We start from the raw sequence: 24,375 nt of genomic DNA, 5'->3' as shown, positions 1-24,375 counted from the left end.
AGCCCTCCGTTTGTGTCTGTCTAGGGAAGACGAATTAAACCGTTTTTCTCTGTTTATATTGATGGATTTTATCCAGAATTTCTTTCTTTTCCCCCTCATTAAATACACCTAATCGGTGCAAAAAACGGGTATAATGTTCAACCTTCTTCAAGGACATCCTGCTGCTCCAGTTCATGCTTTTCCTCCTTTTTCCTCAAGGAAACTTTTTTAATGATAATAAACACTATATGCTCAAAACAAAACATTGGACACCTTTTCAACAAACTTGTACTTTTTTTAAAATGGCTTAGTTAAAGCATATTGTTGATTTTCTATCATATTAAGGGGTGATGGCCGGCGATGATAAGAGCCGGCTGATTTGTGAAACAAATGAAAGTAACAGAGCTTTAAAAATGAAAAAAAAGAGCATGATTCATGCCCTTTCTTTCTTCCTTTATCTTACTTTTTAAACGCCAGAGAACCAAGCATTGACCAGAACGACGGCTCGATTCCTTCAATTGGTTCACGGACAGGCAAGTGAACGGTGTATTTCACTAGATGTCCGTCTGTTTCCTGGACGATGATATACTTGATGAGTTCATCGGAAGCTGCCTTTAGTACGAGTTTCGCCCCGCCGAACGCTCCGCTGTCTACGTCAGATCCCTTTACCTCATCTGGTTTTCCTATAACTTCTAACTCTTTTATTCCCAATGATTTAATGTCTGCTAAACTGGCAGCATCGTCAAGAGGCTCGATCCTTACAAAATATTCTTCATCCATCTGAGAGTATAATAGGTCCCGGCCCGGCTCCTCTGCTGTAAAATCAAAATGATCAAATTTGTAGAAGTAATATCCTTGGTCACTTTCAGCCAATTTGGCAGTTCGTTTATCTTGTTCTCCTTCAACGTTCACAATAAGTGTTTTTGTTTTCGGAAGAACGGTTTGCTCAGGCCTAGGCTTTGGCTTAGATGGCTGAGCTATTGGAGCCTTAATCAATTTAATGGTCTCGGCTGTGTATTGATGATTTTCTGCTTGAAAAGATATGGAAACGGTAGAACCCGTTTTTATTGTTTTAATAGCCTCCTTGGATGCATCTGTCAGCTGCAGGAGGAGAGTCCCGTTGGAAGCTGTTATTATTTCAATCGTTTGATCATCCATTTTCTTTGTATAGATTCCCTCATCGGTAATCATTTGCACTTTTGTATCAGCTGGTTTGTCTGATTGTTCATTATTCTTATTTTCTTTTTGTATTACTGATGGGGCCGCTCCATCTTTTTTTGTTGTTTCAGAACTGCAGCCGGCAGCTCCGAAAACAAGAGTCCCTGCACACAGCCCGGCAATCCATATTTTATTTTTCAATTTTATCACCTCATAGAGTTAGACGAATCCGTTGAAGATTTGTTACATCATTCTTGTGTTGTCATGTGCCTCTCTTTCTATATCGGCTGTTATGTATCGGTCTTTAATCCTGATAAATACGATCGCTCTATAGCAAAAGAAAGCCGAAAAACGGCTTCCTCTGTGTTAGGAACATACAAAGTATGCGATACGGTTTGAATCAATGCCAAAGTAGTTCCATCTGAATCCGTTCCATCTGAACCCTGCGACCGACCGGAATCCCGCAAACGTAAGCCATGCCCAAAAACTTTGTCCGTTGTTCAACCAGATATAGACATACCGGAATAAACAAGGCCTTATAGCACCTGGATCAATGGCAAAGGTACCTGGCTGTCCGGAAAGCAATGCTGGTGAAGCTTGAGGAACAGCAGTGGGCGGAGGTCCTGGGGGATACATCCCAGCTTGCTGGCTTCCTGGGCCTTGCTGCTGGCCACCTGGAAATGGCGGAAACTGCTGGCCTACCTGTCCGCCCGGAAATGACGGAAATTGCTGCCCCCCCTGTCCGCCCGGAAATGATGGAAACTGAAATTGCCTTTCGTTCAAATTCTCTCAACTCCCTTTCTGTATTACCCTATCATCCTATGCCCCCCTGTCCTGTATGTATAGGCATCGGGCTACAAACAGTAAAGTATTTGCATGGGCTTGCTCCGCCAAATTCAGGGTATGGTAGAGAAAGGAGAGATAGTATGCCGCGTGTAAGAAATGGAAAAAGGAATCCTAGTTGCTTTTTTAATCAGAGAAGGGAAAAAAAGAGTCCTTCCTTATGTACTTCGAAAAATTAAAAACCGCCATAATAAAAGGTTATCCTGTAATAGGGTCACCCTTTTTACCGGTTCAGAAATACTTTTTTGCGGTTTATCCGATAGATGTCATTTTCATCTTTTAGAAACCTGGATTGAAAGAATGCGAGCGTATTTCCCGTCTCCTTCTCAAAAACATGGTAAAAAGCTTGCTGATCTCCAGTAAATAACAGCTTTAAGATGCTTTTCTTTCCATAATCATGAAGCAGCTGATCGATAGCAAAGTAACTCTGCTCATACGGTTTATAAGGTGAATTGATTTTATTCGCTTTTTCCCAATCTTGGACCGAACTCAATTGTTCAAATGGAACCAGTTCAAAAGGGCTGAAAACCGGTTCCCGGCCGATGCTTTTATAGCTGATATATTCAGCGAGACCCTCTTCCAGCCATCTTGGAACGTTTTGATTATCAGTGCCTCTCTCCGTTAAATACGCAATGATAAGATGGTGGGCATATTCATGGGCAAACAGTTTTTTAATCGTCCGCATATGTTCAGTTTGAGCAGGAGGAACGAGAAGGTGGATGGTACTCTCTTTAGGCACGTACATCCCATTTAACGATTCATAATGATTTGGCGGTAAATTTTGCTTCATGATTAAAGGATTATGGTAGAGAATCACCCTGACTTTTGGGACATGATTTAAGTGCAGGACTGCACTGACTGCTTTTTCAGTGGCCTGGCTCTGGTTGATCAGCTCTTTGGCATAGATTGAATCTTCCGCAGGATAATAGAGATCCACATTCTTTTCCGTTTTGTTCTGGAGAGAAGAAAGATACCTCATACTCCGCTGCAAATAATCATACTTGTATAGGAATGCTTCCTGATAATAATCCTTTTTTACTTGGGCATTGATCGTTCCGTCTTGCAAAAAAGAGTAAAAGGAATAATTGGACAAAGAAAGAACAGCACTTGCCACACCTGCTCCAATCGCTAATCCCATTCGAGATACCATTTTCCGTTTATCAGGTGAGCCGCTGATCAGCCCCAAAAATCCGTGCATAAACCAAATAAAACAAACGGCAAGAAGCACTACGGCTAATAGTATCCCCATCATGCCGTCCAACCGCAGATAAAGGGTGAACAGGCAGGCGATCATCATTACAATTTTGCCTAAATAGGAGAGAATTGCTTTGATAACGTCCATCTCATTCACCTCCTGTCACTTTAATACATTTGCTCCATTCATCAAACAAAATTGGAAGTGTGCTGATTTTCCGTCCTGTTTTTATTTTTTACTTTCTGTCCTACCTGAAAGAAAGGCAAGGCCAAAAGGGAAAGGAGCGTTAAACATCCGAATACATAGAAACCATGGCTAAAACCAAATGTTTTCAGCAAAAGGCCGCCGATCCAGGGTCCTGCACTAAAGCCGATAGAGCGGAAGGACATTGCCCCAAAATATGATCCTCTCATATGATCGGGTGCCAAGTCGTCCAGCAAAACATCACTGATCACAAATACAATAATCTCCCCAAGAGTGAGAACAACCATAGAAAGGACGAGAAATAACCAGTTCGAGGATAATCCGAAACCAAGCAGGGCCAGACTGAAAGCAGCGCTTCCTATCCGCAAGGCAAACATCGGATCAAATCTCTTTACATAATTCGTCACCGGATACTGCAGGATTAAAACACTCACAGCATTCGTCACAATTAGATAAGAAAATAAGGTCACTCCATGATGGAATTGGGGTGAGTTCCCCATATACTGGGCGAGCGTGGAATCCATCTGAGATTGCGCCATCAGGACTGCTATATTTCCAAGAAGAAAATACAACAAAACTTTGTCTCTGCTGATGACACTTACAGCCTTCTTGATGGTCAATTTATTCTCCTGCTGCGGCTGAAGACTTCCTTTATATTTTTTCATTAGCATCAGGACGATCACTGCATAAAGAAAATAGACGGCAGAAGTGATAAAAAAGGTGGCCATCGAAGTTGAACTGCCTAAATATGTACCTGCCACTGGCCCGATCGCGGCTCCCGCATTAATGGAAAAATACCGGGCATTAAACACACTCAACCGGTTTTCTTTTGTTGTCACGTCGGCCAACAATGCTCGGGAGATGGGCTCAAACCACGATCTGCACAGACCGTTTATGGAATTCAGCACAAAAAAACTCCAAACAGTATCTGCCATCGCAAAACCCGCGAAAACACCGCTCCAAGTAAAGATCGCAATAATCATGACCGGGAACCTGCCGATACGATCTGATAAGTAACCGCCAATGAAACCGCCAAAGGTGCCTGTCAGTGCACTGATACCGATGATCAGTCCGACAGTCTGAGGATCAATGCCCTTCTCCTTGTATAAAAAAATAGCCAAAAATGGCATCGTCATAAAAAAAGCTGCTCTGGAGAAAAAAGTCCCCATTATAATAGTAGTTACAATAGGATGCCAGTGCTGCATAAATGTTTTTCTGCTCATCGCGCATACCCCATATCTTTTTACATTGTGAAGCTTTTTCTCTTTTTAATTTAATTTAACATGACTTACATTCTTTACCTATCTTTTTTTAATTTATTTGAAACTTTTTCAGAGTGGATTCGTCTAATAGAATGTAACCCCCCCTTTTTTAAATAGAAGTGTAAAAAAAGCCTCTGACCAGGGCTTTTTTTATTTTTTGGCTCTATTCAATTAACGCATACTGATGCTTGAAAGAGACCCTCAAATCTTTTTCTTTATACAGTAGGGTGTGATCGCTGGAGAGGATAAGAGCCGGCAGATTTGTGTAACAAATGAAGCGCCTGAAAAGCAGATGGGAAAAAGCTTTCTTATACCCTTCTGCTTTTCAGACAGCGGTTCAATCACACCTTTAATTATCATCATCATTGACAAACACATCTATTTTTTCGTGAAGTTTAATACTCATATCAAAAAAATCACACATTCCCTATATCAATTTTAAGCTTTGATATATTGTACTCATCCCTATCAACCCCTTTTTCATCGTAGAATGAAAAAAGAGCCTCACAGGCCATACCTGTGAGGCTCTTTTTTTGTTTATGATTCTATTGGCATTCGTCACCTTCACAGAATTGCATCTTCTGATCCCTGATCGTGCATCTGATCGCTTTTTCAATGGAAGCCTGTGGATACAGCCCCTTTAACATACGCTCTCCGATTACGATCGTGGGAGCAGCCGTAATGTTGTCTTCCTTCGCTTCACCCTGTTCACGTACTAATTTTTCTTTGAATTCCTCTGATGAAAGAGCACTTAGGAATCCGGAGCGATCCAGCCCCGCTTCCATCGCGATCTCCGCTAAGACGTCTTTCTTTTCAATGTCCTTGCCTTTTTCAAAAAAAGCAGAAAAGACGAGCTGTGAATACAATTGATCTTTGCCTTGTTCTTTTGCATATATAAAACCTTGATGAGCTAAGCCGGTATAAGGTAACGCTGGAAGATCGGGAGTATTAATTGTTCTTCCCAACTCTCTAGCATGGGGCAATACAGAAGTTTCCCAATCCGCACTCCATTCTTTAATTGCCTTTCGGTTTGAAGGAAAAGGGTGCAGTTCAAACGGCTTCCATTCCACTTTAACGTCCTTGCCTTCAACTGCTCTTTTGATTGCTGTTTCTGCCAAGTAGCAGTATGGGCAAGTATAATCAGAGTATACTTTTAGTTTGATGGTCATGATACACACCTTCCTTGCAGTTAATCAGTGATGAAAACATACTCTTTCTCTTATAATAGCAAAGCAGCCGCCAGAAATGTACTATTCAGCTTTCCACAAAAGTGATATATTTAGAAGGTGTTTGCACTTACAGCACCATATATAGACACAATCAATATACATAACAAGAAATGGATACATACAGGGGGCTTATTTAGTGATTTTAATGGCTGGAATGATAGGAACTGGCAAAACAACATTCGCTGAACTGATCAGTGAATCTCTCGGAAGCCAGGTTTTTTACGAGAGTGTAGGCGATAACCCCATTTTGCCTGACTATTATGTAAATCCTGAACGGTGGGCTTTCCCACTTCAAATTTACTTTTTAAATACACGGTTTAAAACTATTCGGCAGGCAATGTCTGATCAGCACCATGTCCTTGACCGCAGTCTTTACGAAGACCTGATCTTCGCGGAACTGAATTATGAAGCGGGAAATATGACCAAACTGGAATTTGAAACGTATGTGGATCTGCTGGAAACGCTAATGAATGAAATCAGTTCTTCACCGAAACATCGTCCAGATCTCCTTATTTATTTGGACAGTGATTTGGATACTGCCTTAAACCGGATCAAAAACCGCGGCCGGGATTATGAACAGATAGAGAACCATCCCGAGCTTCTGGAATATTATAAGACGCTTCACGGCAAGTATAAAGACTGGATTCAAAATTATACGAAAACGCCTGTCTTGATCATCGAAAGTAAAAAATACGATGTCCATAACAAGCAAGATGCGGAGAAAGTCCTTACTTTAGTAAAGGAAAAACTCTATTCTCTTGAACCCCTGACCGTTTAACCAGCCCCTCCTTCTGTAACTTATGAATAATCAGCTCCTCCTTTTAAAAGACTAGAAAAAACCACAAAAGCAAGGAGCTGAACTCACGTGTTACTATGGATTCTCATGGCTGCTGGCCTCATTCTATGCGGCGGCGGATTGGTCTGGACATGGAAGGTACTGCAGTCCAAACGGACCAAAAATGAAGCAGACGGCAATGTTAATGCTGCCATCGCAAGGCATACCGTTGTCCTTAATCCAGTTCTATTGGCTTTTATCTTCTTTTCAATTGCGGTAATTATTATCATTTACGCCGCATTCTTCATGTACTCGTGATAAGAAAAGCTGCTCCCTGACGCTAAACCTGGCGTTACGAGCAGCTTTTTCTTTATTGGCGTTCGCCAAGAATCCCCATCGACTCGATATGCTCTTTTGTCAATGGCTGTCCATGATCATGTATGAACTGGTATATGTCCTTCAACGTCTGATCGTAACGGTGGTTATCAGCATCATTATGATAAGGAACGTATGGAACATGAGATCTTAAAAAGGTATCTGTCGCTGATTCGTCACACTCTCTGAACAGTTTTGTAAGCCGGCTTGCCTCCTCAGCTGTCGCCTCAATCTCAAATTGAAAACTGGATGCTGTTTTATCGCTATGTACCTCTCCTGTTTCTACATTGACGTAATACGGCTGCTTTTCCAACATCATCACTCCTGCTCTTTTCTTATAGCTTGTTTCATATTGAAAAAAACATTCATACAAGAAAAGCGCAAGCGCCTTGTTCAAGTCCAACAAGCGCTTGAGCTAGACATCACTTCTTGATTGCTGAAAAAAAAGGGGCTGTCCAGAAAGTCGAAAATTGACCTTCAGGCAGCCCCTTTTCGGCTTGAAAAATCTTCAATGAAAAGTTAATTGAAGTGGAAGATGCGAGACTCCTGCGGGACTAGCGTGACAGGTGAGACTCCCGCCGGTGCTTGCACCAAAAAGTAGGCGTTCACGCCGGTAAGGCTCACCGCACGCCCCGCGGAAAGCGAGCAGCCTGGAACGGAAATCAACAGCTTACAGACTTCTTGGACAGCCCCGCTTTCTTACGATTAATTATTGCCCCGGTAAACATATTGTTCTTTCGGTGCAGTTGTTTTTGACCAGGAGTCCACTTTGACATAAGGGATATTGGTTTTAAAAGGCTGATAATAAATCTCCGAGATCTTGCCTTTAACGGTAATCCATTCATCATTTTTCAGCTTTACACCATTGGGCATCTCAACCATCATGCCGAATACTCCGGAGTCTGCTACACAGTGGATAATTCCAAATCGAAAAACGAAAAGCTGATTTTTTTTCGTATCTGGATCATTATAAACAAATCCCTTAAACGAAATACTCTTGTCATCAAAATCACCTGGATAATTATAGATGGTTTCCATGCCCTTTAGATAATTTGTATCATTTAAGGCAAGTGTTTCGTATTTTGAGTACTTCTTTTTCTCTTTTCTCATCAATTTATCATAGGCATCCTTGCCATAATATACGCTTGTATCCGGCCGCAAAAATTGATTCTGAGCATACGGATCGCCTTTGGATTCCTGATTTACAGGAAAGTGAAACCCCTTCGCTTTAACAATATTGGAATCCATCGTAGCGACAGGAAGGAAGATTCCCGTAATCACCGGAAATGCAAAAATCGAATAAACGAACAGCTTTTTATACCATGTATCTTCAACAGAGTGGCTGTGATCGCAGCAATCGCAGCTGGCATCTTTCTCATCATTCTTTACGGCATTGCGAAACTGTACAATGGTCAGGAGCGCTAAAGCAAACATGACACTGAATGACAGGTACGAGTATTTCATATTAATGTACTTGCTGATGTTGCCTGATGCATGAAGCTGCATGATCAAAAATGTAAATCCCATCAATAGATATCCTCGAATCATAGTACCACCTCCTTAGAACAGCAATGAATATAAAAATACAACTACAGACAGTGATGCAACGACGATCAGAACCAGTTTTGTCTTAAATGTCCCGAGCATCATCAAGAGATTCTTCATGTCAAGCATCGGCCCGAATACAAGAAACGCCACTATGGAGCCTGTGGAAAACGTACTTCTGAATGAGGACGCAATAAACGCATCTGCTTCCGAACAAAGGGATAAGACAAAGGCAAGTCCCATCATAACGAGAGAAGATGAAGCTTGTCCCTGACCGATGGCAAGCAATGTGGATGTCTTTACATACGTTTGAACAGCCGCTGCAATAAGTGAGCCGATTACTAAGTATTTACCCATCGAAAAGAATTCTTCAACAGCATGATTCAGGGTTTCCCCGATCTTTTGTTTAACCGTAAGCTTTTTAAGAGAATGATGATGTTCGATCCGAATCTTCAAACCGTCCCCTTTATAAAAGAAAGCAAGAATCAGACCTACCACCACTGAAACAGCAACAGCGCCGCCAGCACGGTATAAAGGCATGGTCCAGTTGCTTCCAAAGGCGACATAGGTTGAAAAAAGGACGACCGGATTGATAATGGGTCCTGTCAGCATAAAGGCAATACCCGCATAGATGGGTACTCCCTTGGAGACCAATCTCCTGACAATCGGTACGATCCCGCATTCACATGCTGGGAAAAGGGCGCCTAAAAACGAGGCGAACAAAACTGCAAGAATTGGATTTTTTGGCATAACCTTTGCCACCAATTCCTCCGAAACAAAGATTTGTATGATTCCCGCCATAAAAACACCGAGAACTACAAAGGGCAGTGCCTCAATTAAAATCGAAATAAATATCGTATTCATCTGTAAAAACGATTGCGGCAGTGATAAAAAGAGCATAGATTGCCTCCTGGATGTTTTCCTTCTGCAGTAAACTATAAGACAAAATAAAGCAGCCGTCTATTTTTATCTTTTTATAAAAATATTCAAAAAAGACTGCCGGTTATCTCATAACCGGCAGTTGATGACGTGATATCGCTTTCCTCATTGTAAAAATTCTTCCACCGTAACCTTGCGTTTTTGTACAGAAGGCGGGCATGATGAATTAAAAGCTGTAACTTTTTTATTAATTTCTTCCACTGTTCTTTTGATGTTATATTCCACGGTATAGGTTTTAACTTCTTCCTTCAACTGTTCAATCTCTTTTCCAAGCTTGACCCAGTTAGGCAGAATGTTGTTTTCCTTCAAGATTTTATTCAGCTGTTTTTCCGGATTGTACGTAAGATCATTATCCTCAAAAACTAACGGCTTGCCCTTTCCCTTAAGGTTATCAAAGGCTCCTTCTTTTTCGGCACGTTTTACAATGGCAGTTAGATGGTCTTCGTAATACCAGCCTGTGTCTTCATCCTTCATAAGAATTTCTTTCTTCTGAAGTTCCTTTTCCAGCTCGTTTTCTTTCATACCATTTATACCTCCCTTGCCATTTTAGGATGTATCTATATCTTCATGATACGCTAATTAACATCCTTTCTTAAGGGAAATTGTGACATTTTATTGAAAAGCGCAAGCGCCTGGACTGCCTATCTGATGAGACGTCAGTGAGGCTGATGCGTTGTCTGGCATGTAACGTGCCGTGTTTGGCACGTAAACCGCGAAAACTCGCACGTAAACCTGGAAAGCCAACATATATACTTCCATTTCTACATAAAGAAAAGCCCGCATTAAAATCATTGCGGACTTGAATGTTTTCTATTACTTTACTAGATATTTCTCGATGTCATCGAGCATAAGATTTGCTGCTTTAACACCACCGGCTGTATTCCAGATAGCATCAGACACCTTGTGGACATGTCCTTTTTTCACAGCGCTTAAGTTCTTCCAAAGCGGATCGTTTGTCCATTCTTTTTCTTGTTTTGTCGCTCCTCCGTCTCCTGCTTCATACGTGAAATAGAATAGTTCATCCCCATCCATTTGCGGGATTTGCTCTTTTGTCACTTCAGCAACAAAGTCATCTTTGGTTTCCACTTTTGGACGTTTGAAGCCTAATTGATCTAGAACCACCCCTGAGAAAGAATTTGTAAGGTAGATGCGGGAAACTCCAGGCATGAAGCGGACGACAGAAATTTCTTTATTCAAGCTATCGCCTGCTTTTTCTTTAATATCTTTCACTCGCTGATCATAATCACTGATCACTTTGTTTCCTTCTTTTTCTTTATTTAATGCTTTGGAATATAATTTGAAATTGTTTTTCCAGTTGCCTCGAAGATCTGGCGCAATCTTGTTCAACTGATCATAGATTTTTTCCTGTCTCATCTTATTCCCGATGATAAGGTCTGGTTTTAAAGAAGCGATCTTCTCCAGGTTAACCTGGCTTTCATCCCCAACGACTTCGACACCTTTCATGTCAGCTTTAATATGGTCGTACCAGGGATTCCCAAGCCATGATTTCACCGCACCCACTGGTTTAACCCCCATTGCCAATACGGCTTCGGTTCCTTCATTCGTCAATAAACGCATGGCAATCAGAAGCCCACCCTGCACCTCTAAAAAAGCAGCTGGAGGAAGATTATCGTTTTATCGTACAGCAAGCGGAAGGTTTTCATTTCGGAGCCTCCTCCAATCCTTTTCTGAAATCGTCAAGGAAGTATGAGGAACAGGAGATGAAAAAAAGGCAGACATGCTGCCTATATTACAGAACAGATGGAGGCACATGCTGCAAAACGTGCCCGATGAATGAAGCCGACTGATCCATTGAATATCAGGCGGCTTTTGTTTGTATGATAATAATATTGGGTATCACTTGATTATAGAGAACATAAGGAGGAAGAACATGGCCATTATTTATATCAGTATTGCTGTCGTCGTTGCTGCATTGGTTTTCCTTGGAGTCTATGCTGTTAAACTGATGAAATCGAGCCGCCAAACGATGGAGAACTTAAACCGGACGACGCAGCTCATGCAGGCGGAAATGAACGATGTAACCAATCAGACTGCTCTTCTAAACGAGAAAACAGAGTACTTAAAATATGATATGTATAATAAAAAACAAAGCATTAAAAGTGTTGGAGATTCTGCTACAGAATTGAAGAATACAACAGCAGAACTCCTCAGAAAGTTTAAAAAATAACAGCCGCAAGCCCGGGTCATGGGCTGCGGCTGTCTTGCTGTCAGAACGGTTTCATCTGGCTTATGACTTCGTTGTATTCCTTCAGCAGACACTTCATTATTTCACGGGCAGGACGGCTTTCTGCAAGAGGAGCACCTTGCCCTGCCCATAATGACATCCACTCTCTTTTACCTTCACTTGCCGCTTTCTTGCGGATTTCTGACGTCATTGCGTTCAGGATCGGGTATGGCGGGAGATCTTCTACTGCTGCCATCTGCTTCATAAAATCATTGTTGATGCCTCTGGCCATCTTTCCAGAGAAGGCCTTCGTCAGCCGCAGATCCGTTTCCTTTGCATGAAGAACGGCGTCTTTATGCAAAGGATGGGCACCGCTTTCAGCTGAAGCTAAAAATGCCGTACCGAGCTGTACTCCACTCGCTCCGAGTGCCATAGCGGCAGCGATTCCCCGTCCATCCATAATTCCTCCGGCTGCTATGACTGGCACAGAAACCGCATCTGTGAGCAGCGGAATGAGTGCCATCGTCCCGATCAATGCATCTTCTGCTTCACCTATAAACGTTCCCCGGTGGCCGCCAGCTTCACTGCCTTGTGCCGAAATGGCGTCAATCCCAAGTGCCTCCAGCTTTTGAGCTTCCTTCACTGATGTTGCAGTAGCCATAATCCTTACCCCGTGCCCTTTTAAAAGATCCACAAGTTCATCTGAGGGGGCGTTAAATGTAAAACTCACGATCGGAACTTGAGCATCAAGGACACATTGAAGCTGTTCTTGAAAGGTGGACTGATGTTCTTTTTTACCCGTCGCCTTGTCCATACCAAGTGAAGAGCGGAAAGGTGCGAGCAGCGCCTGCATCTTTTCTGTCTGCACTCTGTCCTCCTTGAATTCTTCAGGGAGGAATAGATTTACAGCATAAGGCTTATCCGTTGTTTCCCTGATTGTTTTGATTGCTGCTTGTAGATCTGCAGGTTTCATGTATCCTGCACCCAGGGTTCCTAATCCTCCGGCATTGGAAACAGCCGCAGCCAGCTCCGGAGTCGCTGGCCCGCCGGCCATTCCTGCTTGTACGATGGGATATTGAATGTCGAAAAGTGATAGAATGGATTGCTTCATTTCAGCACCTCTCTCCTTCGTTTTGGTTTCGAGTAACGAACTTCCAATTAGAGTGTAACAAAAAAACACGCCGGCTGTCCGCGTGTTTACGTTTTAATTTGTTCAAACTGACGATAAACGTGTTTGATGACCTGATGTATGTTTTCATTGCTATAACCGCATTCTCTCATCGCACGGGCAACATATCCAGCGACTTCTTCTTTTTCCGGATCCCCATTTATTTTCAGCAGCAGTTCATTGATTTTTTTATTTCGCTGACGTTCATCCATGATTTCACCTGCCTGCTCTTTTTCGTTAGTGTATGAACAGGATAAATGAAAAAGACCCCTATTCAGAGGCCTTCTCCTGTCAAAACAAAAGCTATTTTTTTCCTTTTTTCACTTTGAGCAAAACAACGATAAACAACAGCAATATGGCAGCTATCATTATTCCTCTTGTATAAGGCGCCGCAATGGTTTTAATATCTTCCCAGTTACTGCCCAGCGTGGTTCCAAGGTAGATAAACAAGATCGACCAGGGAATGATGGCAATCAACGTATACAGTGTAAATGTGGAGAAACGCATCTTCGCGATACCCGCTGGAATGGAGATGGCATGGCGAACAACAGGGATAAAACGGGCAAAAAAGATCATGCCAGTCCCGTATTTTTGAAACCAACTTTCTGATAGATCAATTTGTTTGTGGCTGATCAGGATATATTTACCGTACTTCTCCAAAAACGGCCGTCCTCCATAATACCCCATCCAATATAGAAATAGCTGGGCAATGGTTCCGCCAATCGTTCCGGCAATTACAGAGCCTGCAAAGGTCAAATGTCCTTGTGAGATCATATAGCCTGCGTAAGATAAAACAAGTTCACTGGGAATGACTTCTATCATAAGACCAAGAGCAATGCCTAAATGTCCAAGCCCTACAATCCATTCCAAAAGTGATAATATCATTTCTTTCAATTTATATACCTACTCTCTATTAAAGTTATATCCCTGAACCTTGTCCATCTTTTAGAGCCAGCCAGGTGACTCCGGCTAACCGCTAAGTCATTTGAAGTTTATCATAAAACCGATAAATGCCGCCAGAATTCCTCCCGCATAACTGATTGCCAGATAAGTAATTAAATACTTCCACTGCCTTTTTCTATAGAATTGAATGTTCTCCAGTTTTAAAGTAGAAAACGTAGTGAACGCCCCCATAAATCCTATGCCAAAAAACAGTCTGATAGAATCTCCCGCGTGCATTCCTGTAAGCATACCGAGTAGAAATGAACCGGTAATATTAACAAGCAAGGTAGCGATTGGAAAAGGGGAGTCTGTTATCCTTTTTATGAATTGTCCAAGACCAAATCTGAAAATGGCTCCAAAGAACCCGCCCGCTGCTACAAGCATCACTTGCATCATACTCGCTGTTCCTCCTTGCCTCGTGTCAGTGATCCAAGAAGGTAACCTAGCCATGACATGACTAGCCCGCCTATTAAACTTAGGATGATATATAGGACAGCTGTTGCCGTGCGTCCCGTCTGAAGCAACTGAATATTTTCCACAGTAAATGTAGAAAATGTCGTAAACGACCCTATCAATCCTGTTCCGAGCACCGTCATAAAATAGGGGTGAACCCTGGGATTTCTGCCGATTCGAAACGTAAGATATCCGAGAGCAAATGAGCCTGCCATGTTGGTTAAGAAGGTAGCCAGCGGATAGCTCCCTTCCCAAACAAGTGCGATACCGAGCCCAAGGCCGTACCGTAGAAGGGCTCCGGCTATTCCTGCCAGTCCCACAAGTACGTAAAGCAGCATATCCGTCATCCTTTCTATAAGAAAAGCGCAAGCGACCTCGAGGACCTGGGTGCTGGAGCTAGACATTACTTCTATGCAACAAAACAGACTCCTGCCGCAATCACGGCAGGAGCTGCTGTTTTCATCTCCAACATCATATTATCATGTTTAATTCCATTAGCACAATTTGCGTTAAAATTTACAAATCGTCAAAACCATTGGCATCTGAGACTTTTGTATATTGTCTTGACTTCTGTTCAAAAAAATCACTCTTACCCTGATTGATATCTTCATACGCTTTGATCCATTTCATTGGATTCTCTCTAAACCCATCAAAAGGACGCTGTATTCCCAGCTCATTGACCCGCTTATTGGCCATGAATTTAATATAGGCTTCAAGTTCATCCATTCTCAACCCAGGAAAACGGTCCCCGATGATGTACCGTCCCCATTGTATTTCCAGTTCAGCCGCCTTTTTGAATGTCCCCTGAACAAACTGGACCGTCTCTTCAGAATTTAATTCCGGAACTTCATTCAGCAGTTCTTTGAAAATTTGGCAGAAGAGCCTGACGTGCAGCTGCTCATCCCGGTTGATATAATTGATCATCGTACTGGAGGCGACCATTTTCTGGTTTCGGGCAAGATTATAAAAGAAAGCAAAACCAGAATAGAAGTTTAATCCTTCAAGTACAATGTCATAGACGATCGATTCCATAAACGTTTTTGGTGATGGCTCTTCTGTAAACATCAGATAGCCGTTTGCAATAAAATCGTTCCGTTTCCTCAAGACAGGATCATGTTTCCAGTATTCAAAAATCTCATCTTGTTTTTGCTTGTTCACCAGGCTCGATAACACATACGAATAGGACTGGTTATGCACTACCTCCTGAAAGGATAAAACCGTCATTAATGCCGACAGGCTGGAATCGGTCAAGTACGCCGCCACTCTTGAAGAGTAATCCGTCTGAATGCTGTCCAGAAAAGCCAACAGTCCAATGATCTTATTAAAGGTATCTTTTTCCTCGTTTGAGAGATTCGGATATTGTTTCACGTCGCCGGACATATTGATCTCAAAGGGAGTCCAAAAATTCGCGAGCATGTTTTTATAGAGCGGATATGCCCAGCTGTACCGAACGTCATCCCAATTTAAGACATTGGAGCTCTGTCCGTTAATTAGACCAGTAGAAGCATTCGGCGCTTCTACATCATATAGTTTCCGTTCTGTCAGTGTTTTCATTAATAAAATAACTCCCTTCTTAGCTGGAACAGCTTTCACAGTCTTCCAATTCTGCAATAGATGTAGACCTCGTATAATACGTTGTTTTGAGACCTGATTTCCATGCCGTCATGTGAAGATCGAGAAGTTCCTTCGCTTTAATCGTATTTTTGACATAAAAGTTAAACGAGATGGACTGGTCTACATGCTTCTGTCTGACGGCGTTTTGTCTGATGCTCCAATGCTGATCCAGCTCATATGCCGATTTATAATACCAGCTTGTCTGAGGGGTAAGATCTGGAGCCGTCACCGGGACCCTAAAATCCTTCTTCTCCTCAGAGTACTCTTTTTTAAAAATAGGATCGACGGATGCTGTGGAGTTCGCAATTAAACTGGTCGTCGCATTCGGAGCAACCGCCATAAGCCATGCATTCCGCAGGCCAGTCTGATGAACCTGTTCTTTTAATATAGTCCACTCTTCAGACACATAGTTCCTGTCTTCAAAATAAACACCGGTTTCCCAGTCAGATCCTTTAAAGGCTGGATACGCGCCTTTTTCCTTCGCCAGTTCATGGCTGGCTCTGATGCTTAAATAGCTGATTTTTTCATAAAGACAGTCATTATAAGCTACGGCTTCTTCTGATTCCCAGCGTATTCCTTCCACTGCCAGCAAGTGATGCAGCCCAAATGTACCCAATCCGATCGCCCTGTACTTCTTATTGGTAAGCACCGCTTGTTTCACTTCTATTCGCTCCTGGTTCATTTCAATGACATTATCTAGCATGCGGATTTGGATTGGGATCAATCTCTCAAGCACATCATCCTTTACTGCCTTTGCAAGCGAAATAGAGCTTAAGTTGCAAGTCACATAATCTCCAGGTTTCTTTGTGATCAAGATTTTACCTTCCTGTGTTACTTCCTCCTCGACTGTAGTCGCTGATCCGTTCTGGGCAATTTCCGTGCAAAGATTGCTGCAGTAGACCATTCCGGCATGCTTATTCGGGTTAGCCCGATTAACCGTGTCCCGGTAAAACATATACGGAACTCCCGTTTCCAGCTGGCTTTTCATGATTCTTTTAAAAATTTCAATGGCTGGTACAACGTCATAGCCTCCTGAACCTTTTTCACCCAAAAGCCCTTGTTCGGCTGCGGCAACGCACTCATCATATTTATCGCGGAAACTGCCTTTGCCGGGTTCTTCATCAAAAAAATCATCCAGTTCATAGCCCATCACTTTTTTTACCGTATAAGGATCAAACAGATACCAGTCTTCTCTAGACTCTGCCTTTTCCATAAATAAATCCGGAATGCAGAGGCCCAAAAACAGGTCATGAACCCGCTGCCGTTCGTCACCATTATTCAGCTTGGCGTCAAGAAAAGAAAAAAGATCTTTGCCGAACACATTGTAGTAGATGGCGATAGCTCCCTTTCTCTGTCCAAGCTGATCGACACTGACCGCTGTCTGGTTCAACAGCTTCGCCCATGGAATAATGCCCGATGAATTGCCCTTGAATCCTCTTATTTCTGAACCAAGGCTTCTGATCTTGCCAAGGTAAACGGAGATCCCGCCTCCGCCTTTCGAGAGCGTTGCTGCATCTGTTGTAGAATCATAGATTCCTCGAAGGCTGTCATCCATCGTATCGATGAAGCAGCTTGACAGCTGGCCATAGCTTTTACCCGCATTGGCAAGTGTAGGAGTTGCCACGGTCATATACAGATTCGACATTGCCCAGTAAGCTTCTTTAATCAGCTCCATGCGGCGGTCTGAAGGTTCGTTGGACATCAAGGACATCGCGATGATCATAAAACGTTCCTGAGGCAATTCAAACACTTTGCCTTCATGCGATTTGGCAAGATAACGGTCAGCCAATGTACGAAGTCCTATATATGTAAAAAGTTCATCCCTTTGAGGGACAATCATCGCTTCAAGCTCATCTATTTCTTCTGGTGAATAGCTGCTTAACAGGTTCTTATCATAGATTCCTTTGTCTGTCAGTGTACGAATTAATCCATAGAAGTGGCCATATCCATGAACTCCTTGGCTCCCCCTGTTTTTTACTGCATCAGAGTAGATTTTTTTAAGATGAATTCTTCCTGCGACGAAGGTCCAATCCGGCTCATGCATTGAAATTCTTTCAAGTGCATGCAAAATAGCCATATTCATCGCTTCTGTTTGAGAACTGCTTTTATCAGCATAATAGCCTACCTGTTCTGTATACTCTTCCTTTTTATCAAGCTGGGGAAAGCCCAATAGAATTTCATCCAGCCAATTCATAACAAGATGATCTGTTCCGCCTGCTATAACCAAAGTCAAATCTCCTCCTCTAAAAATCTGCAAAATAAAAAGGCCCATCCAGTGGATGAGCCTAAAAAAACGACACGAGTTATAAGAATCAAAAATAGCAGTAAAGTGTGCCGTTTTTGCTTCCCAATCCCCGAAGAATCAAAATCGTGAAACAAAAAGGCAGGTCTACTGGCTAATGCTTCCTCCTACTCTGAGCCTTCCCATGTAAAAGCCACACGATCGTGCGCGTTTCTTACACAGTGGATTCTCATTTCGTCCACATGACAGTTGCGGGGACAGCTCCGGATTGTTTTACCGGATTCCCTATTAAGTCTTACAAGACACCTCTTGTTTCAAATACTATATTTAGTTTAATACATTTACTTTCACACTAAATATAGTATTTGTCAACACCTAGTTTTCATTTATTTTGTTATTCCATATTGTATTTGCGCAGTACTTAATGATGTCCCGGCGGCGGATAATCCCAATAAAATGCCCGTCGTCGTCAGTCACCGGAATAAAGTTCTGGTCAGTTGCCAACGTAATTAAATCTTCCATATTTGAATTGATTGATACTGAGATGTTGTTCACACGCTGTGGAACATCCTTCAGTTTTGTTTTCACCACATCGTAGAAGCCAAGGTCGAACGCTTCTTTCAATTTCCAAAGCAGATCCCCTTCTGTGAGCGTACCGACATACTGCCCTTCCTCTGAAACAAGGGGAACAGATGTATATTTGTGATAAGAAAGCTTCTCCAATGCCTGCCTGATGGTCGATTCAGGATTCAAATATTTAACCTCTTCTTTAGGCAATAGATAAAAAGCTATGTTCATGCTGTGATCTCCTTTAACCATAAAATGCAGCCGTTCTTTTCTACTATAACAAAAAATAAAATAGATGAGCAGTAATAAGCCATCACACAAAAAAAGCCCTAAGAAGGACACATACGTTCTATTGTCTATTCCCTCACTGTGTTTTATTTAAACTTTTTTTGCCAGGGTCCACCCCATAATTTTGCTGAAAAAGCCAGCTTTTATATTCTTCTTCCAATTCAGTCAATGGCCATGTGGAAAGCTCTGCTTCCACTTCTTTGCTTATCCCGTTTTTCTTTAGCATCTGAATAAGGAAATTCTTCCTCTCTTCAACGGCTTTCCGCAATAATCCGCCCATCATTTCCTCCCGTTAAAGCGTTTTCATAGTATAGTATACGTGGATCCAATTAAATAGTTTCAGCATTCATGGCTCTTTACTGAAATTTATTGGATAGAGTATACATTTATGACCACTAAACGGAAGATCTGACTTGTTTTTCTTCTTTATAAATCTTTATTGATTTCCCGAATGACATGAGAGACCTCGGGGAGAATCAGCTTTTTCATGGCTAAAGCTGCCGCTCCTGTAGATCCGGGCATTGCAAAAACCGCTGTGGAGCCAACAACTCCTGCCGCTGCTCTGCTCAGAATGGCTGCAGATCCAATATCCTCGGTATAACTTAACATCCTGAAAAGCTCGCCAAAACCTGTAATTTCCTTTGTAAACAATGGTTTTAGCGTCTCAATGGTAACATCCCTGGCAGCAATGCCAGTCCCGCCATTAATTAAAATAGCCTGGATATCACTTGCTTCACACCCTGCCAAGACAGCAGATTCGATTTCCCCTCGCTCATCTTTTACAATTACATAGTCTCCCACAGTATGGCCGTTCAGCGTTAACTGCTCTTTTATAAGAGTGCCGCTGCGATCGGTTTCTTCTGTTCTCGTATCACTCACAGTAATAATTTTGCAGCAGACAGAAGAAGGAGCCTGTCTTTTATGATCTTCTACACTCATTTGCTTCCCCTTTCCCGGAGGTTGTAATGGATGTATTATCCTTTATTCATGGCCAGAAGTCTATCCTTTTGCATGCTCAAAAATAAATCGGAACAAATACGCTTTGCAAAACGTAATGTTTCCGTTATAATAAGATGAATTATTTTTAATGCGTTTGGAAGGAGCACTCATATGAAAAGACACTATGCGGCCTTGACGTTTATGATCATAGGATCAATGATACTATCTGGCTGCGCGAATGGCACTAAACATAAATTAAATAGCCCTCATAAGCTTACCATAACTACAACACTTTATCCCCTGGAATACTTTACGAAAAGGATCGGCGGAAAGCATGTTTCTGTATCAAATGTAATCCCTCCAGGCACCGATGCTCATTCTTTTGAACCGTCTACGAAAGACATGATCAAAATTTCAGACAGTGATGCATTCATCTATAACGGTACAGGAATCGAAGGATTTGCTGATAAAGTAAATGAAACGGTAAAAAACGAAGGGGTTGAATCCATAAAAGCAGCCAAGGGCCTCACACTGGAAAAAGTGGAGCATCGTGATGAGGACCCTGACGAACATGGAGATAAAGATCCCCACATTTGGCTTGATCCGGTTTATTCAATCCAAATGGCCAAGAACATCGAACAGGCGTTAATTAAGCTGAACCCAAAAGCCAAAGCTGACTTCACAAAGAATTACCTATCACTTAAGAAGGATCTTAAAAAGCTTGATACCTCGTTCAATCAAACGATCAAGAAAAGCCCGCATAAGGAGATTATTGTTTCTCATGCTGCCTATGGATACTGGGAACATCGGTACGGCCTGAAACAGATTCCAGTTTCCGGACTGTCAACTTCTCAGGAACCGTCACAAAGACAGCTGCAAGACCTGATCAAACACGTTAAAGCAAAACATATTCACTATGTTCTTCTTGAAAACAGTGCCAGCGATAAACTGGCCAGAGTTGTAGAGCATGAAACAGGAACAAAAACACTGAAATTAAGAAACTTAGAGACCCTTATTCCTAAGGATGCTGAGGCGAACGAAGATTATTTATCACTTATGCAAAAAAACGTTCAAGTCTTGAAACAGGCCTTAAGATAAGAAAGCAGGACCATGATTGGATGAATCATGGTCCTGCTTTTATGTCTTAATTATGATTTTCTTCGTTTAATGAATAGCACGGCTCCGATAATCACGATCAGCAGCACTACGATAAACAGCGGGGCTGCTGCATTGTTCGACCTCGATTCCGCCTTTTCAGCTTTTTTCTGTTGTTCTTCTTTTTGGGTCTTTTCACCTTTTGCTTTTTCTTTTTTAGGTGCTTCCTTTACCGCCTTCTCTTCTTTGGGCTTCTGAACAGCAAAGGAATAATCTTTTTGGATAATATGGCCATCAGCACCGATAATTTTGTAATTTACTTTATACTTCCCATTTTCAAGCGGTGAGGGCGCCGTGCCTGTCATGATGTTATTCTTTACGTCCACTTTTACATCTAAGGGTTTTCCATCCTTAGTGACTTTCATCGTGCTTAAATTTTCAATTTTTGATTCAAAAGTTAACGTGATCTTGCTTATGTTTTCTTTGATCACAGCACCTTCTGCCGGCTGTGAAGATTCAAGGCCGGTATGGGCGGATGCAATTGACGCAGAACAAAGAAAAAAAACAGCGGTAAGAATCAATATGTACTTCTTCATGTTACATCTCCTTTACTTTCCTCATTGCTATATATACTTTACTGGAAAACGTAAAAAAAGACCACCCAGACACAAACATCAGGGGGTCTTTTCTGTTTACTGTTATTCATGCCGGATCAGGGCTTAGCAAAATGCACAAGCACAGCCTATGATAATTAACAAAATGAACAGCACCACAATAAGAGCGAAACCACTTCCACCGCATCCAAATGACATTTTGTTACCTCCTCTTTCGAGATATTTAACGATCTACACCCATAACATATGAAGGAGACAGGCTTTGTGAAACGGTACAAGAGTCTATTTTTTTAAGAACTTTCATTTTTTAATTACCGGCTTTGAATTGAAATGGTGAATGCAATCGGAGCCCATTTTCCAAGCATATCCGCATTTGTCCCATACAAAACAAGCAAAGCACCATATAGTGTTAGGGAGATGTTGGAGTTTATGACAAAGGAGGTAACACATATGGGATTCGCAGCAGGCGGAAGTGGTTTCGCTTTGATCGTGGTACTGTTCGTGCTTTTGATTATCATCGGTTGTGCTTGTGCATTCTGCTAATGCACTGAACAAGGAAAAGATGCAGATCTTTTCCTTGTCATTATGAACTACGATTAACGCAAATTGTTTTCCAGCAACCAAAACCCATAATTAAAGCACTGAGCTTCGCTCAGTGCTTCTTTTTATTGTTTCGCTTTTTCTTCTGTCTCTGTTTTCTTTTTCAAATCCCAGTACGCCTCCAATGCTCTTTGTCCAATGTGCTTGTTAACCGCCTGTGTTCCGCTGTACGGTGACGCATCTGGTACAATAATCGCAAAAGCTATTTCCGGATTATCATAAGGGGCATAGCCGACCAATGTCAGGTTATCTTTGTTCGCAATAAAGTTTCCGTTGTGATCATATTTCTTAACCTGGGCAGTACCTGTTTTCCCTGCCGGATTATGATATTTCGGATTGTTAAAATACTGTGCGGCTGTTCCGCCCGGAGAGTGGTACACCTCCCAGAAGCCTTGCTGCACCCGATTGATATAGCTTTTATCCATATCAATTTCATTAAGAATATTCGGTTCAAACCGCTCCACAAGCTTGCCTTCATGCTGTACTTCCGTCTGCGGTTCACGGATTTCCTTCACAAGCCTCGGCTGAACGCGATATCCCCCGTTTGCGATCGTTGAAACATATTGCACCATCTGAATTGGAGTATAGGTGTCAAACTGTCCAATGGCCATGTCGAGCATATTACCAAGCTCTTGATAACCTCCGAAATAGCCTGTGGATTCATTCGGAAAATCGATGCCAGTTTTTACCCCTAATCCGAACTGGCTGAAATAATAGCGCATGACATCATAGCCAAGGTAACGGTTATCTCCATAAAAGCTTTTATTGCTATAGCTGTATTTTCCAAGTCTCATAGCAATATTAAACATATAAACGTTTGATGATTTCTTTAATGCGGTTAAATCATTGATGCTCCCCATGTTCGCATGAGATTTCTTTGTTGTCTTGCCGATTTTGATCGGCGCATCGTATATATATTCCCCCATGTGGATGGCACCCTTATGCAGACCGGTAAGAACGGTCGCTCCCTTGACAGCAGATCCCATCTCGTAAGCGTCGAATAGAGCTCCGTACGAGTCATTCACAAACTTTCCGCTGCTGTCCATCTTTTTGCCGGCGATTGTATAGATTTCCCCTGTCTTCGGGTTCATCATGACGATATATGCAGACCTCATCATTTCATTTCCCCGGTCAGCACGGCCTTTTCTGATTTCTTCTTCAAGTACTTTTTCCATCTTATGCTGAAGTTCCATATCGATCGTCAAAACGAGGTCTTTTCCGCGTTTGCCGGGAATTACTTTCGGTTCTCCGAGCGTTTTCCCTGTTTTCGGATTCGTCAGATAGATGCTTTTTTCTTTCGTACCGCGAAGTGTTTCCTGATACTGTGCTTCAAGCCCGCTGATTCCAACCTGATCGGTACGGTCGTAGTTCATCGCTGCAAGATAGTCCTGCTGTTCTTTCGGCATCTGTTTCACACGGCCGAAAATGGTCTTAAGCGAATCGCCGAACGGATACGTCCGGTCTGCATCCGGCATGATATCAATGCCTGGAAGCTGATCCAGGTTTTCAGAAATGATGGAAATTTCACGGTCTGTTAAATTTTTCTTTACTGGTGAAGCGGAATAAGCATAACCGGCATCCATTTCTCGTTTGATGGCAAGAATCTGCAGATCTTTTTTTGTCAGTGTATCGAGGTCCTTTTTTGTGATCCGGCTGACCAGCAGCTTGTATTCTTTTTCATTGTTAAGTTTTTTTGTTTCAGCCGGGGTAAGGCGTTCTTTCATAAGATTAGCCACTCCTGTTTTTACGATAAAAAAGTCTTTTTTATCACGCTCAGGAATTTTCTTCTTCTCCACTTGAATATGCTGAGACAGCCATTTGGCAACCTTATATGTATCTTCTGCTTTTGTACTGCTTGTTTTCGTATACGTCAGCGTAAAATAAGGTTGATTGTCCACCACAACCCGCTGATTGCGGTCAAGAATCTTTCCGCGCGGAGATTCTTTCTTAGCTTCTTCTTTTTTTATGGCTTCAGATTCCTGTCTTTTTTCTTCCCCATTGACGATTTGAAGAACACCGAGACGCAGTATGAGGACGGAGAAAAGCAGAAAGACGGCAACAAATAGTATATTTAAGCGAAAAGGAAGGTGGTTCTTTTTCTTTTTGGTTTTCTTTTGAGTTTCCATAACCCTTTCCCTCCAGTAGATTATTACAATTATATTAC

At 42.2% G+C, this 24,375-nt stretch carries 31 protein-coding genes and 1 riboswitch; of the genes, 6 read left to right on the top strand and 25 right to left on the bottom strand.

Features of this window, described 5'->3' with window-relative positions; all coding sequences use genetic code 11:
• Nucleotides 1-34: 34 nt before the first annotated feature.
• From AR335_RS23425 to AR335_RS00690, 6 genes are all read right to left on the bottom strand, one after another.
• Nucleotides 35-175 carry a hypothetical protein gene (locus AR335_RS23425; protein WP_156316224.1) on the bottom strand — a complete coding sequence of 47 codons (141 nt, stop codon included), beginning with the start codon at nt 173-175 and terminating at the stop codon, nt 35-37.
• 263 nt (nt 176-438) lie between these two features.
• Nucleotides 439-1,338, bottom strand: coding sequence for a hypothetical protein (locus tag AR335_RS00715; RefSeq protein WP_062231237.1), 900 nt, complete (start codon nt 1,336-1,338; stop codon nt 439-441).
• 165 nt (nt 1,339-1,503) lie between these two features.
• On the bottom strand, nt 1,504-1,920 hold the full coding sequence (locus tag AR335_RS00710) for a hypothetical protein (RefSeq protein WP_062231235.1): 417 nt from the start codon (nt 1,918-1,920) through the stop codon (nt 1,504-1,506).
• 283 nt (nt 1,921-2,203) lie between these two features.
• Nucleotides 2,204-3,322, bottom strand: a complete 1,119-nt coding sequence (locus tag AR335_RS00705; protein WP_062231233.1) for a DUF2268 domain-containing putative Zn-dependent protease — start codon at nt 3,320-3,322, stop codon at nt 2,204-2,206.
• Between the two features lie 41 nt (nt 3,323-3,363).
• On the bottom strand, nt 3,364-4,602 hold the full coding sequence (locus tag AR335_RS00700; RefSeq protein ID WP_234293140.1) for an MDR family MFS transporter: 1,239 nt from the start codon (nt 4,600-4,602) through the stop codon (nt 3,364-3,366).
• A gap of 584 nt (nt 4,603-5,186) precedes the next feature.
• Complete coding sequence (locus AR335_RS00690) at nt 5,187-5,810, bottom strand: DsbA family oxidoreductase (RefSeq protein WP_062231229.1); 624 nt, start codon at nt 5,808-5,810, stop codon at nt 5,187-5,189.
• Nucleotides 5,811-6,015: 205 nt separating this feature from the next.
• On the opposite strand from AR335_RS00690, the gene AR335_RS00685 reads away from it, so the two are divergent.
• Both AR335_RS00685 and AR335_RS00680 read left to right on the top strand, forming a co-directional pair.
• A complete protein-coding gene (locus tag AR335_RS00685; RefSeq protein ID WP_199805053.1) occupies nt 6,016-6,648 on the top strand; it encodes a deoxynucleoside kinase in 633 nt (210 codons plus the stop codon).
• Between the two features lie 87 nt (nt 6,649-6,735).
• Entirely contained in the window at nt 6,736-6,963 is a 228-nt protein-coding gene (locus AR335_RS00680; RefSeq protein ID WP_062231223.1) for a hypothetical protein, read from the top strand.
• Between the two features lie 52 nt (nt 6,964-7,015).
• Here the strand turns inward: AR335_RS00680 and AR335_RS00675 are convergent, their stop codons facing one another.
• The 6 genes from AR335_RS00675 to AR335_RS00655 form a co-directional block, all read right to left on the bottom strand.
• Nucleotides 7,016-7,333 (bottom strand): hydrolase, encoded by a 318-nt coding sequence (locus tag AR335_RS00675; RefSeq protein ID WP_156418807.1) that lies wholly within the window; start codon nt 7,331-7,333, stop codon nt 7,016-7,018.
• 206 nt (nt 7,334-7,539) lie between these two features.
• Nucleotides 7,540-7,686 (bottom strand): hypothetical protein, encoded by a 147-nt coding sequence (locus AR335_RS23420; protein ID WP_156418804.1) that lies wholly within the window; start codon nt 7,684-7,686, stop codon nt 7,540-7,542.
• Nucleotides 7,687-7,725: 39 nt separating this feature from the next.
• The gene (locus AR335_RS00670) at nt 7,726-8,568 is read right to left on the bottom strand and encodes a TIGR03943 family putative permease subunit (RefSeq protein ID WP_053354854.1); all 843 of its coding nucleotides are present in this window, start codon (nt 8,566-8,568) and stop codon (nt 7,726-7,728) included.
• Nucleotides 8,569-8,580: 12 nt separating this feature from the next.
• Nucleotides 8,581-9,465, bottom strand: a complete 885-nt coding sequence (locus tag AR335_RS00665) for a permease (RefSeq protein WP_062231218.1) — start codon at nt 9,463-9,465, stop codon at nt 8,581-8,583.
• A gap of 144 nt (nt 9,466-9,609) precedes the next feature.
• Nucleotides 9,610-10,026: a DUF1992 domain-containing protein gene (locus AR335_RS00660; protein ID WP_062231216.1), complete on the bottom strand. Its 417-nt coding sequence runs from the start codon at nt 10,024-10,026 to the stop codon at nt 9,610-9,612.
• A gap of 291 nt (nt 10,027-10,317) precedes the next feature.
• A complete protein-coding gene (locus AR335_RS00655) occupies nt 10,318-11,082 on the bottom strand; it encodes an ABC transporter substrate-binding protein (protein ID WP_082683295.1) in 765 nt (254 codons plus the stop codon).
• Between the two features lie 143 nt (nt 11,083-11,225).
• Here AR335_RS00655 and AR335_RS25400 point away from each other — a divergent pair, with 143 nt between their 5' ends.
• Together AR335_RS25400 and AR335_RS00650 are read left to right on the top strand one after the other, a co-directional pair.
• Entirely contained in the window at nt 11,226-11,312 is an 87-nt protein-coding gene (locus AR335_RS25400) for a (2Fe-2S)-binding protein (RefSeq protein ID WP_082683294.1), read from the top strand.
• 83 nt (nt 11,313-11,395) lie between these two features.
• A complete protein-coding gene (locus AR335_RS00650; protein ID WP_053354862.1) occupies nt 11,396-11,692 on the top strand; it encodes a DUF948 domain-containing protein in 297 nt (98 codons plus the stop codon).
• Between the two features lie 40 nt (nt 11,693-11,732).
• Here the strand turns inward: AR335_RS00650 and AR335_RS00645 are convergent, their stop codons facing one another.
• From AR335_RS00645 to AR335_RS00600, 10 genes are all read right to left on the bottom strand, one after another.
• Nucleotides 11,733-12,800 (bottom strand): NAD(P)H-dependent flavin oxidoreductase, encoded by a 1,068-nt coding sequence (locus AR335_RS00645; RefSeq protein ID WP_062231214.1) that lies wholly within the window; start codon nt 12,798-12,800, stop codon nt 11,733-11,735.
• An 86-nt stretch (nt 12,801-12,886) separates the two neighbouring features.
• On the bottom strand, nt 12,887-13,069 hold the full coding sequence (locus AR335_RS00640; protein ID WP_062231212.1) for a hypothetical protein: 183 nt from the start codon (nt 13,067-13,069) through the stop codon (nt 12,887-12,889).
• 91 nt (nt 13,070-13,160) lie between these two features.
• Nucleotides 13,161-13,751 carry a DedA family protein gene (locus AR335_RS00635; RefSeq protein WP_053354865.1) on the bottom strand — a complete coding sequence of 197 codons (591 nt, stop codon included), beginning with the start codon at nt 13,749-13,751 and terminating at the stop codon, nt 13,161-13,163.
• Nucleotides 13,752-13,838: 87 nt separating this feature from the next.
• Nucleotides 13,839-14,195, bottom strand: a complete 357-nt coding sequence (gene crcB, locus AR335_RS00630) for a fluoride efflux transporter CrcB (RefSeq protein WP_062231210.1) — start codon at nt 14,193-14,195, stop codon at nt 13,839-13,841.
• Nucleotides 14,192-14,590: a fluoride efflux transporter CrcB gene (gene crcB, locus AR335_RS00625; RefSeq protein WP_062231207.1), complete on the bottom strand. Its 399-nt coding sequence runs from the start codon at nt 14,588-14,590 to the stop codon at nt 14,192-14,194. Before crcB (AR335_RS00625) ends, crcB (AR335_RS00630) begins: the two co-directional genes overlap by 4 nt.
• A gap of 178 nt (nt 14,591-14,768) precedes the next feature.
• The gene (locus AR335_RS00620) at nt 14,769-15,806 is read right to left on the bottom strand and encodes a ribonucleotide-diphosphate reductase subunit beta (protein WP_062231205.1); all 1,038 of its coding nucleotides are present in this window, start codon (nt 15,804-15,806) and stop codon (nt 14,769-14,771) included.
• 19 nt (nt 15,807-15,825) lie between these two features.
• Nucleotides 15,826-18,060, bottom strand: coding sequence for a ribonucleoside-diphosphate reductase subunit alpha (locus tag AR335_RS00615; RefSeq protein WP_062232497.1), 2,235 nt, complete (start codon nt 18,058-18,060; stop codon nt 15,826-15,828).
• Between the two features lie 171 nt (nt 18,061-18,231).
• Nucleotides 18,232-18,433, bottom strand: a riboswitch (cobalamin riboswitch).
• Between the two features lie 50 nt (nt 18,434-18,483).
• Nucleotides 18,484-18,906, bottom strand: coding sequence for a CBS domain-containing protein (locus AR335_RS00610; RefSeq protein ID WP_053354868.1), 423 nt, complete (start codon nt 18,904-18,906; stop codon nt 18,484-18,486).
• 133 nt (nt 18,907-19,039) lie between these two features.
• A complete protein-coding gene (locus tag AR335_RS00605; RefSeq protein WP_062231203.1) occupies nt 19,040-19,243 on the bottom strand; it encodes a Fur-regulated basic protein FbpA in 204 nt (67 codons plus the stop codon).
• Nucleotides 19,244-19,389: 146 nt separating this feature from the next.
• Nucleotides 19,390-19,902: a MogA/MoaB family molybdenum cofactor biosynthesis protein gene (locus tag AR335_RS00600; protein WP_062231201.1), complete on the bottom strand. Its 513-nt coding sequence runs from the start codon at nt 19,900-19,902 to the stop codon at nt 19,390-19,392.
• Between the two features lie 171 nt (nt 19,903-20,073).
• On the opposite strand from AR335_RS00600, the gene AR335_RS00595 reads away from it, so the two are divergent.
• Nucleotides 20,074-21,000 carry a metal ABC transporter solute-binding protein, Zn/Mn family gene (locus AR335_RS00595; RefSeq protein ID WP_062231199.1) on the top strand — a complete coding sequence of 309 codons (927 nt, stop codon included), beginning with the start codon at nt 20,074-20,076 and terminating at the stop codon, nt 20,998-21,000.
• Between the two features lie 50 nt (nt 21,001-21,050).
• On the opposite strand, the gene AR335_RS00590 is transcribed toward AR335_RS00595, so the two are convergent.
• Together AR335_RS00590 and AR335_RS22800 are read right to left on the bottom strand one after the other, a co-directional pair.
• Nucleotides 21,051-21,593, bottom strand: coding sequence for a copper resistance CopC family protein (locus AR335_RS00590; RefSeq protein WP_062231197.1), 543 nt, complete (start codon nt 21,591-21,593; stop codon nt 21,051-21,053).
• Between the two features lie 123 nt (nt 21,594-21,716).
• Nucleotides 21,717-21,809 (bottom strand): YjcZ family sporulation protein, encoded by a 93-nt coding sequence (locus AR335_RS22800; protein ID WP_091006374.1) that lies wholly within the window; start codon nt 21,807-21,809, stop codon nt 21,717-21,719.
• 231 nt (nt 21,810-22,040) lie between these two features.
• Between AR335_RS22800 and AR335_RS23410 the strand changes: the two genes are divergently transcribed.
• Nucleotides 22,041-22,154 (top strand): YjcZ family sporulation protein, encoded by a 114-nt coding sequence (locus AR335_RS23410; RefSeq protein WP_234293139.1) that lies wholly within the window; start codon nt 22,041-22,043, stop codon nt 22,152-22,154.
• 122 nt (nt 22,155-22,276) lie between these two features.
• Here the strand turns inward: AR335_RS23410 and AR335_RS00585 are convergent, their stop codons facing one another.
• Nucleotides 22,277-24,337: a peptidoglycan D,D-transpeptidase FtsI family protein gene (locus AR335_RS00585; RefSeq protein WP_062231194.1), complete on the bottom strand. Its 2,061-nt coding sequence runs from the start codon at nt 24,335-24,337 to the stop codon at nt 22,277-22,279.
• Between the last annotated feature and the right edge of the window lie 38 nt (nt 24,338-24,375).

The sequence above is a fragment of the Fictibacillus sp. FJAT-27399 genome (assembly GCF_001510655.1).
In the GTDB taxonomy this organism is placed as follows: Bacteria; Bacillota; Bacilli; order Bacillales; family Fictibacillaceae; genus Fictibacillus_C; species Fictibacillus_C marinisediminis.
This window is presented reverse-complemented; position numbering and strand designations above follow the sequence as displayed.

Coding starts and splice junctions, on each gene's coding strand:
- AR335_RS23425 (WP_156316224.1), bottom strand. CDS start 175: ATGAACTGGAGCAGCAGGATGTCCTTGAAGAAGGTTGAACATTATACC.
- AR335_RS00705 (WP_062231233.1), bottom strand. CDS start 3,322: ATGGACGTTATCAAAGCAATTCTCTCCTATTTAGGCAAAATTGTAATG.
- AR335_RS00700 (WP_234293140.1), bottom strand. CDS start 4,602: ATGAGCAGAAAAACATTTATGCAGCACTGGCATCCTATTGTAACTACT.
- AR335_RS00690 (WP_062231229.1), bottom strand. CDS start 5,810: ATGACCATCAAACTAAAAGTATACTCTGATTATACTTGCCCATACTGC.
- AR335_RS00685 (WP_199805053.1), top strand. CDS start 6,016: ATGGCTGGAATGATAGGAACTGGCAAAACAACATTCGCTGAACTGATC.
- AR335_RS00670 (WP_053354854.1), bottom strand. CDS start 8,568: ATGATTCGAGGATATCTATTGATGGGATTTACATTTTTGATCATGCAG.
- AR335_RS00665 (WP_062231218.1), bottom strand. CDS start 9,465: ATGCTCTTTTTATCACTGCCGCAATCGTTTTTACAGATGAATACGATA.
- AR335_RS00660 (WP_062231216.1), bottom strand. CDS start 10,026: ATGAAAGAAAACGAGCTGGAAAAGGAACTTCAGAAGAAAGAAATTCTT.
- AR335_RS00655 (WP_082683295.1), bottom strand. CDS start 11,082: ATGCGTTTATTGACGAATGAAGGAACCGAAGCCGTATTGGCAATGGGG.
- AR335_RS25400 (WP_082683294.1), top strand. CDS start 11,226: ATGAAAAAAAGGCAGACATGCTGCCTATATTACAGAACAGATGGAGGC.
- AR335_RS00650 (WP_053354862.1), top strand. CDS start 11,396: ATGGCCATTATTTATATCAGTATTGCTGTCGTCGTTGCTGCATTGGTT.
- AR335_RS00645 (WP_062231214.1), bottom strand. CDS start 12,800: ATGAAGCAATCCATTCTATCACTTTTCGACATTCAATATCCCATCGTA.
- AR335_RS00640 (WP_062231212.1), bottom strand. CDS start 13,069: ATGGATGAACGTCAGCGAAATAAAAAAATCAATGAACTGCTGCTGAAA.
- crcB (WP_062231210.1), bottom strand. CDS start 14,195: ATGATGCAAGTGATGCTTGTAGCAGCGGGCGGGTTCTTTGGAGCCATT.
- crcB (WP_062231207.1), bottom strand. CDS start 14,590: ATGCTGCTTTACGTACTTGTGGGACTGGCAGGAATAGCCGGAGCCCTT.
- AR335_RS00620 (WP_062231205.1), bottom strand. CDS start 15,806: ATGAAAACACTGACAGAACGGAAACTATATGATGTAGAAGCGCCGAAT.
- AR335_RS00615 (WP_062232497.1), bottom strand. CDS start 18,060: ATGAATTGGCTGGATGAAATTCTATTGGGCTTTCCCCAGCTTGATAAA.
- AR335_RS00610 (WP_053354868.1), bottom strand. CDS start 18,906: ATGAACATAGCTTTTTATCTATTGCCTAAAGAAGAGGTTAAATATTTG.
- AR335_RS00605 (WP_062231203.1), bottom strand. CDS start 19,243: ATGGGCGGATTATTGCGGAAAGCCGTTGAAGAGAGGAAGAATTTCCTT.
- AR335_RS00600 (WP_062231201.1), bottom strand. CDS start 19,902: ATGAGTGTAGAAGATCATAAAAGACAGGCTCCTTCTTCTGTCTGCTGC.
- AR335_RS00595 (WP_062231199.1), top strand. CDS start 20,074: ATGAAAAGACACTATGCGGCCTTGACGTTTATGATCATAGGATCAATG.
- AR335_RS00590 (WP_062231197.1), bottom strand. CDS start 21,593: ATGAAGAAGTACATATTGATTCTTACCGCTGTTTTTTTTCTTTGTTCT.
- AR335_RS22800 (WP_091006374.1), bottom strand. CDS start 21,809: ATGTCATTTGGATGCGGTGGAAGTGGTTTCGCTCTTATTGTGGTGCTG.
- AR335_RS23410 (WP_234293139.1), top strand. CDS start 22,041: ATGACAAAGGAGGTAACACATATGGGATTCGCAGCAGGCGGAAGTGGT.
- AR335_RS00585 (WP_062231194.1), bottom strand. CDS start 24,337: ATGGAAACTCAAAAGAAAACCAAAAAGAAAAAGAACCACCTTCCTTTT.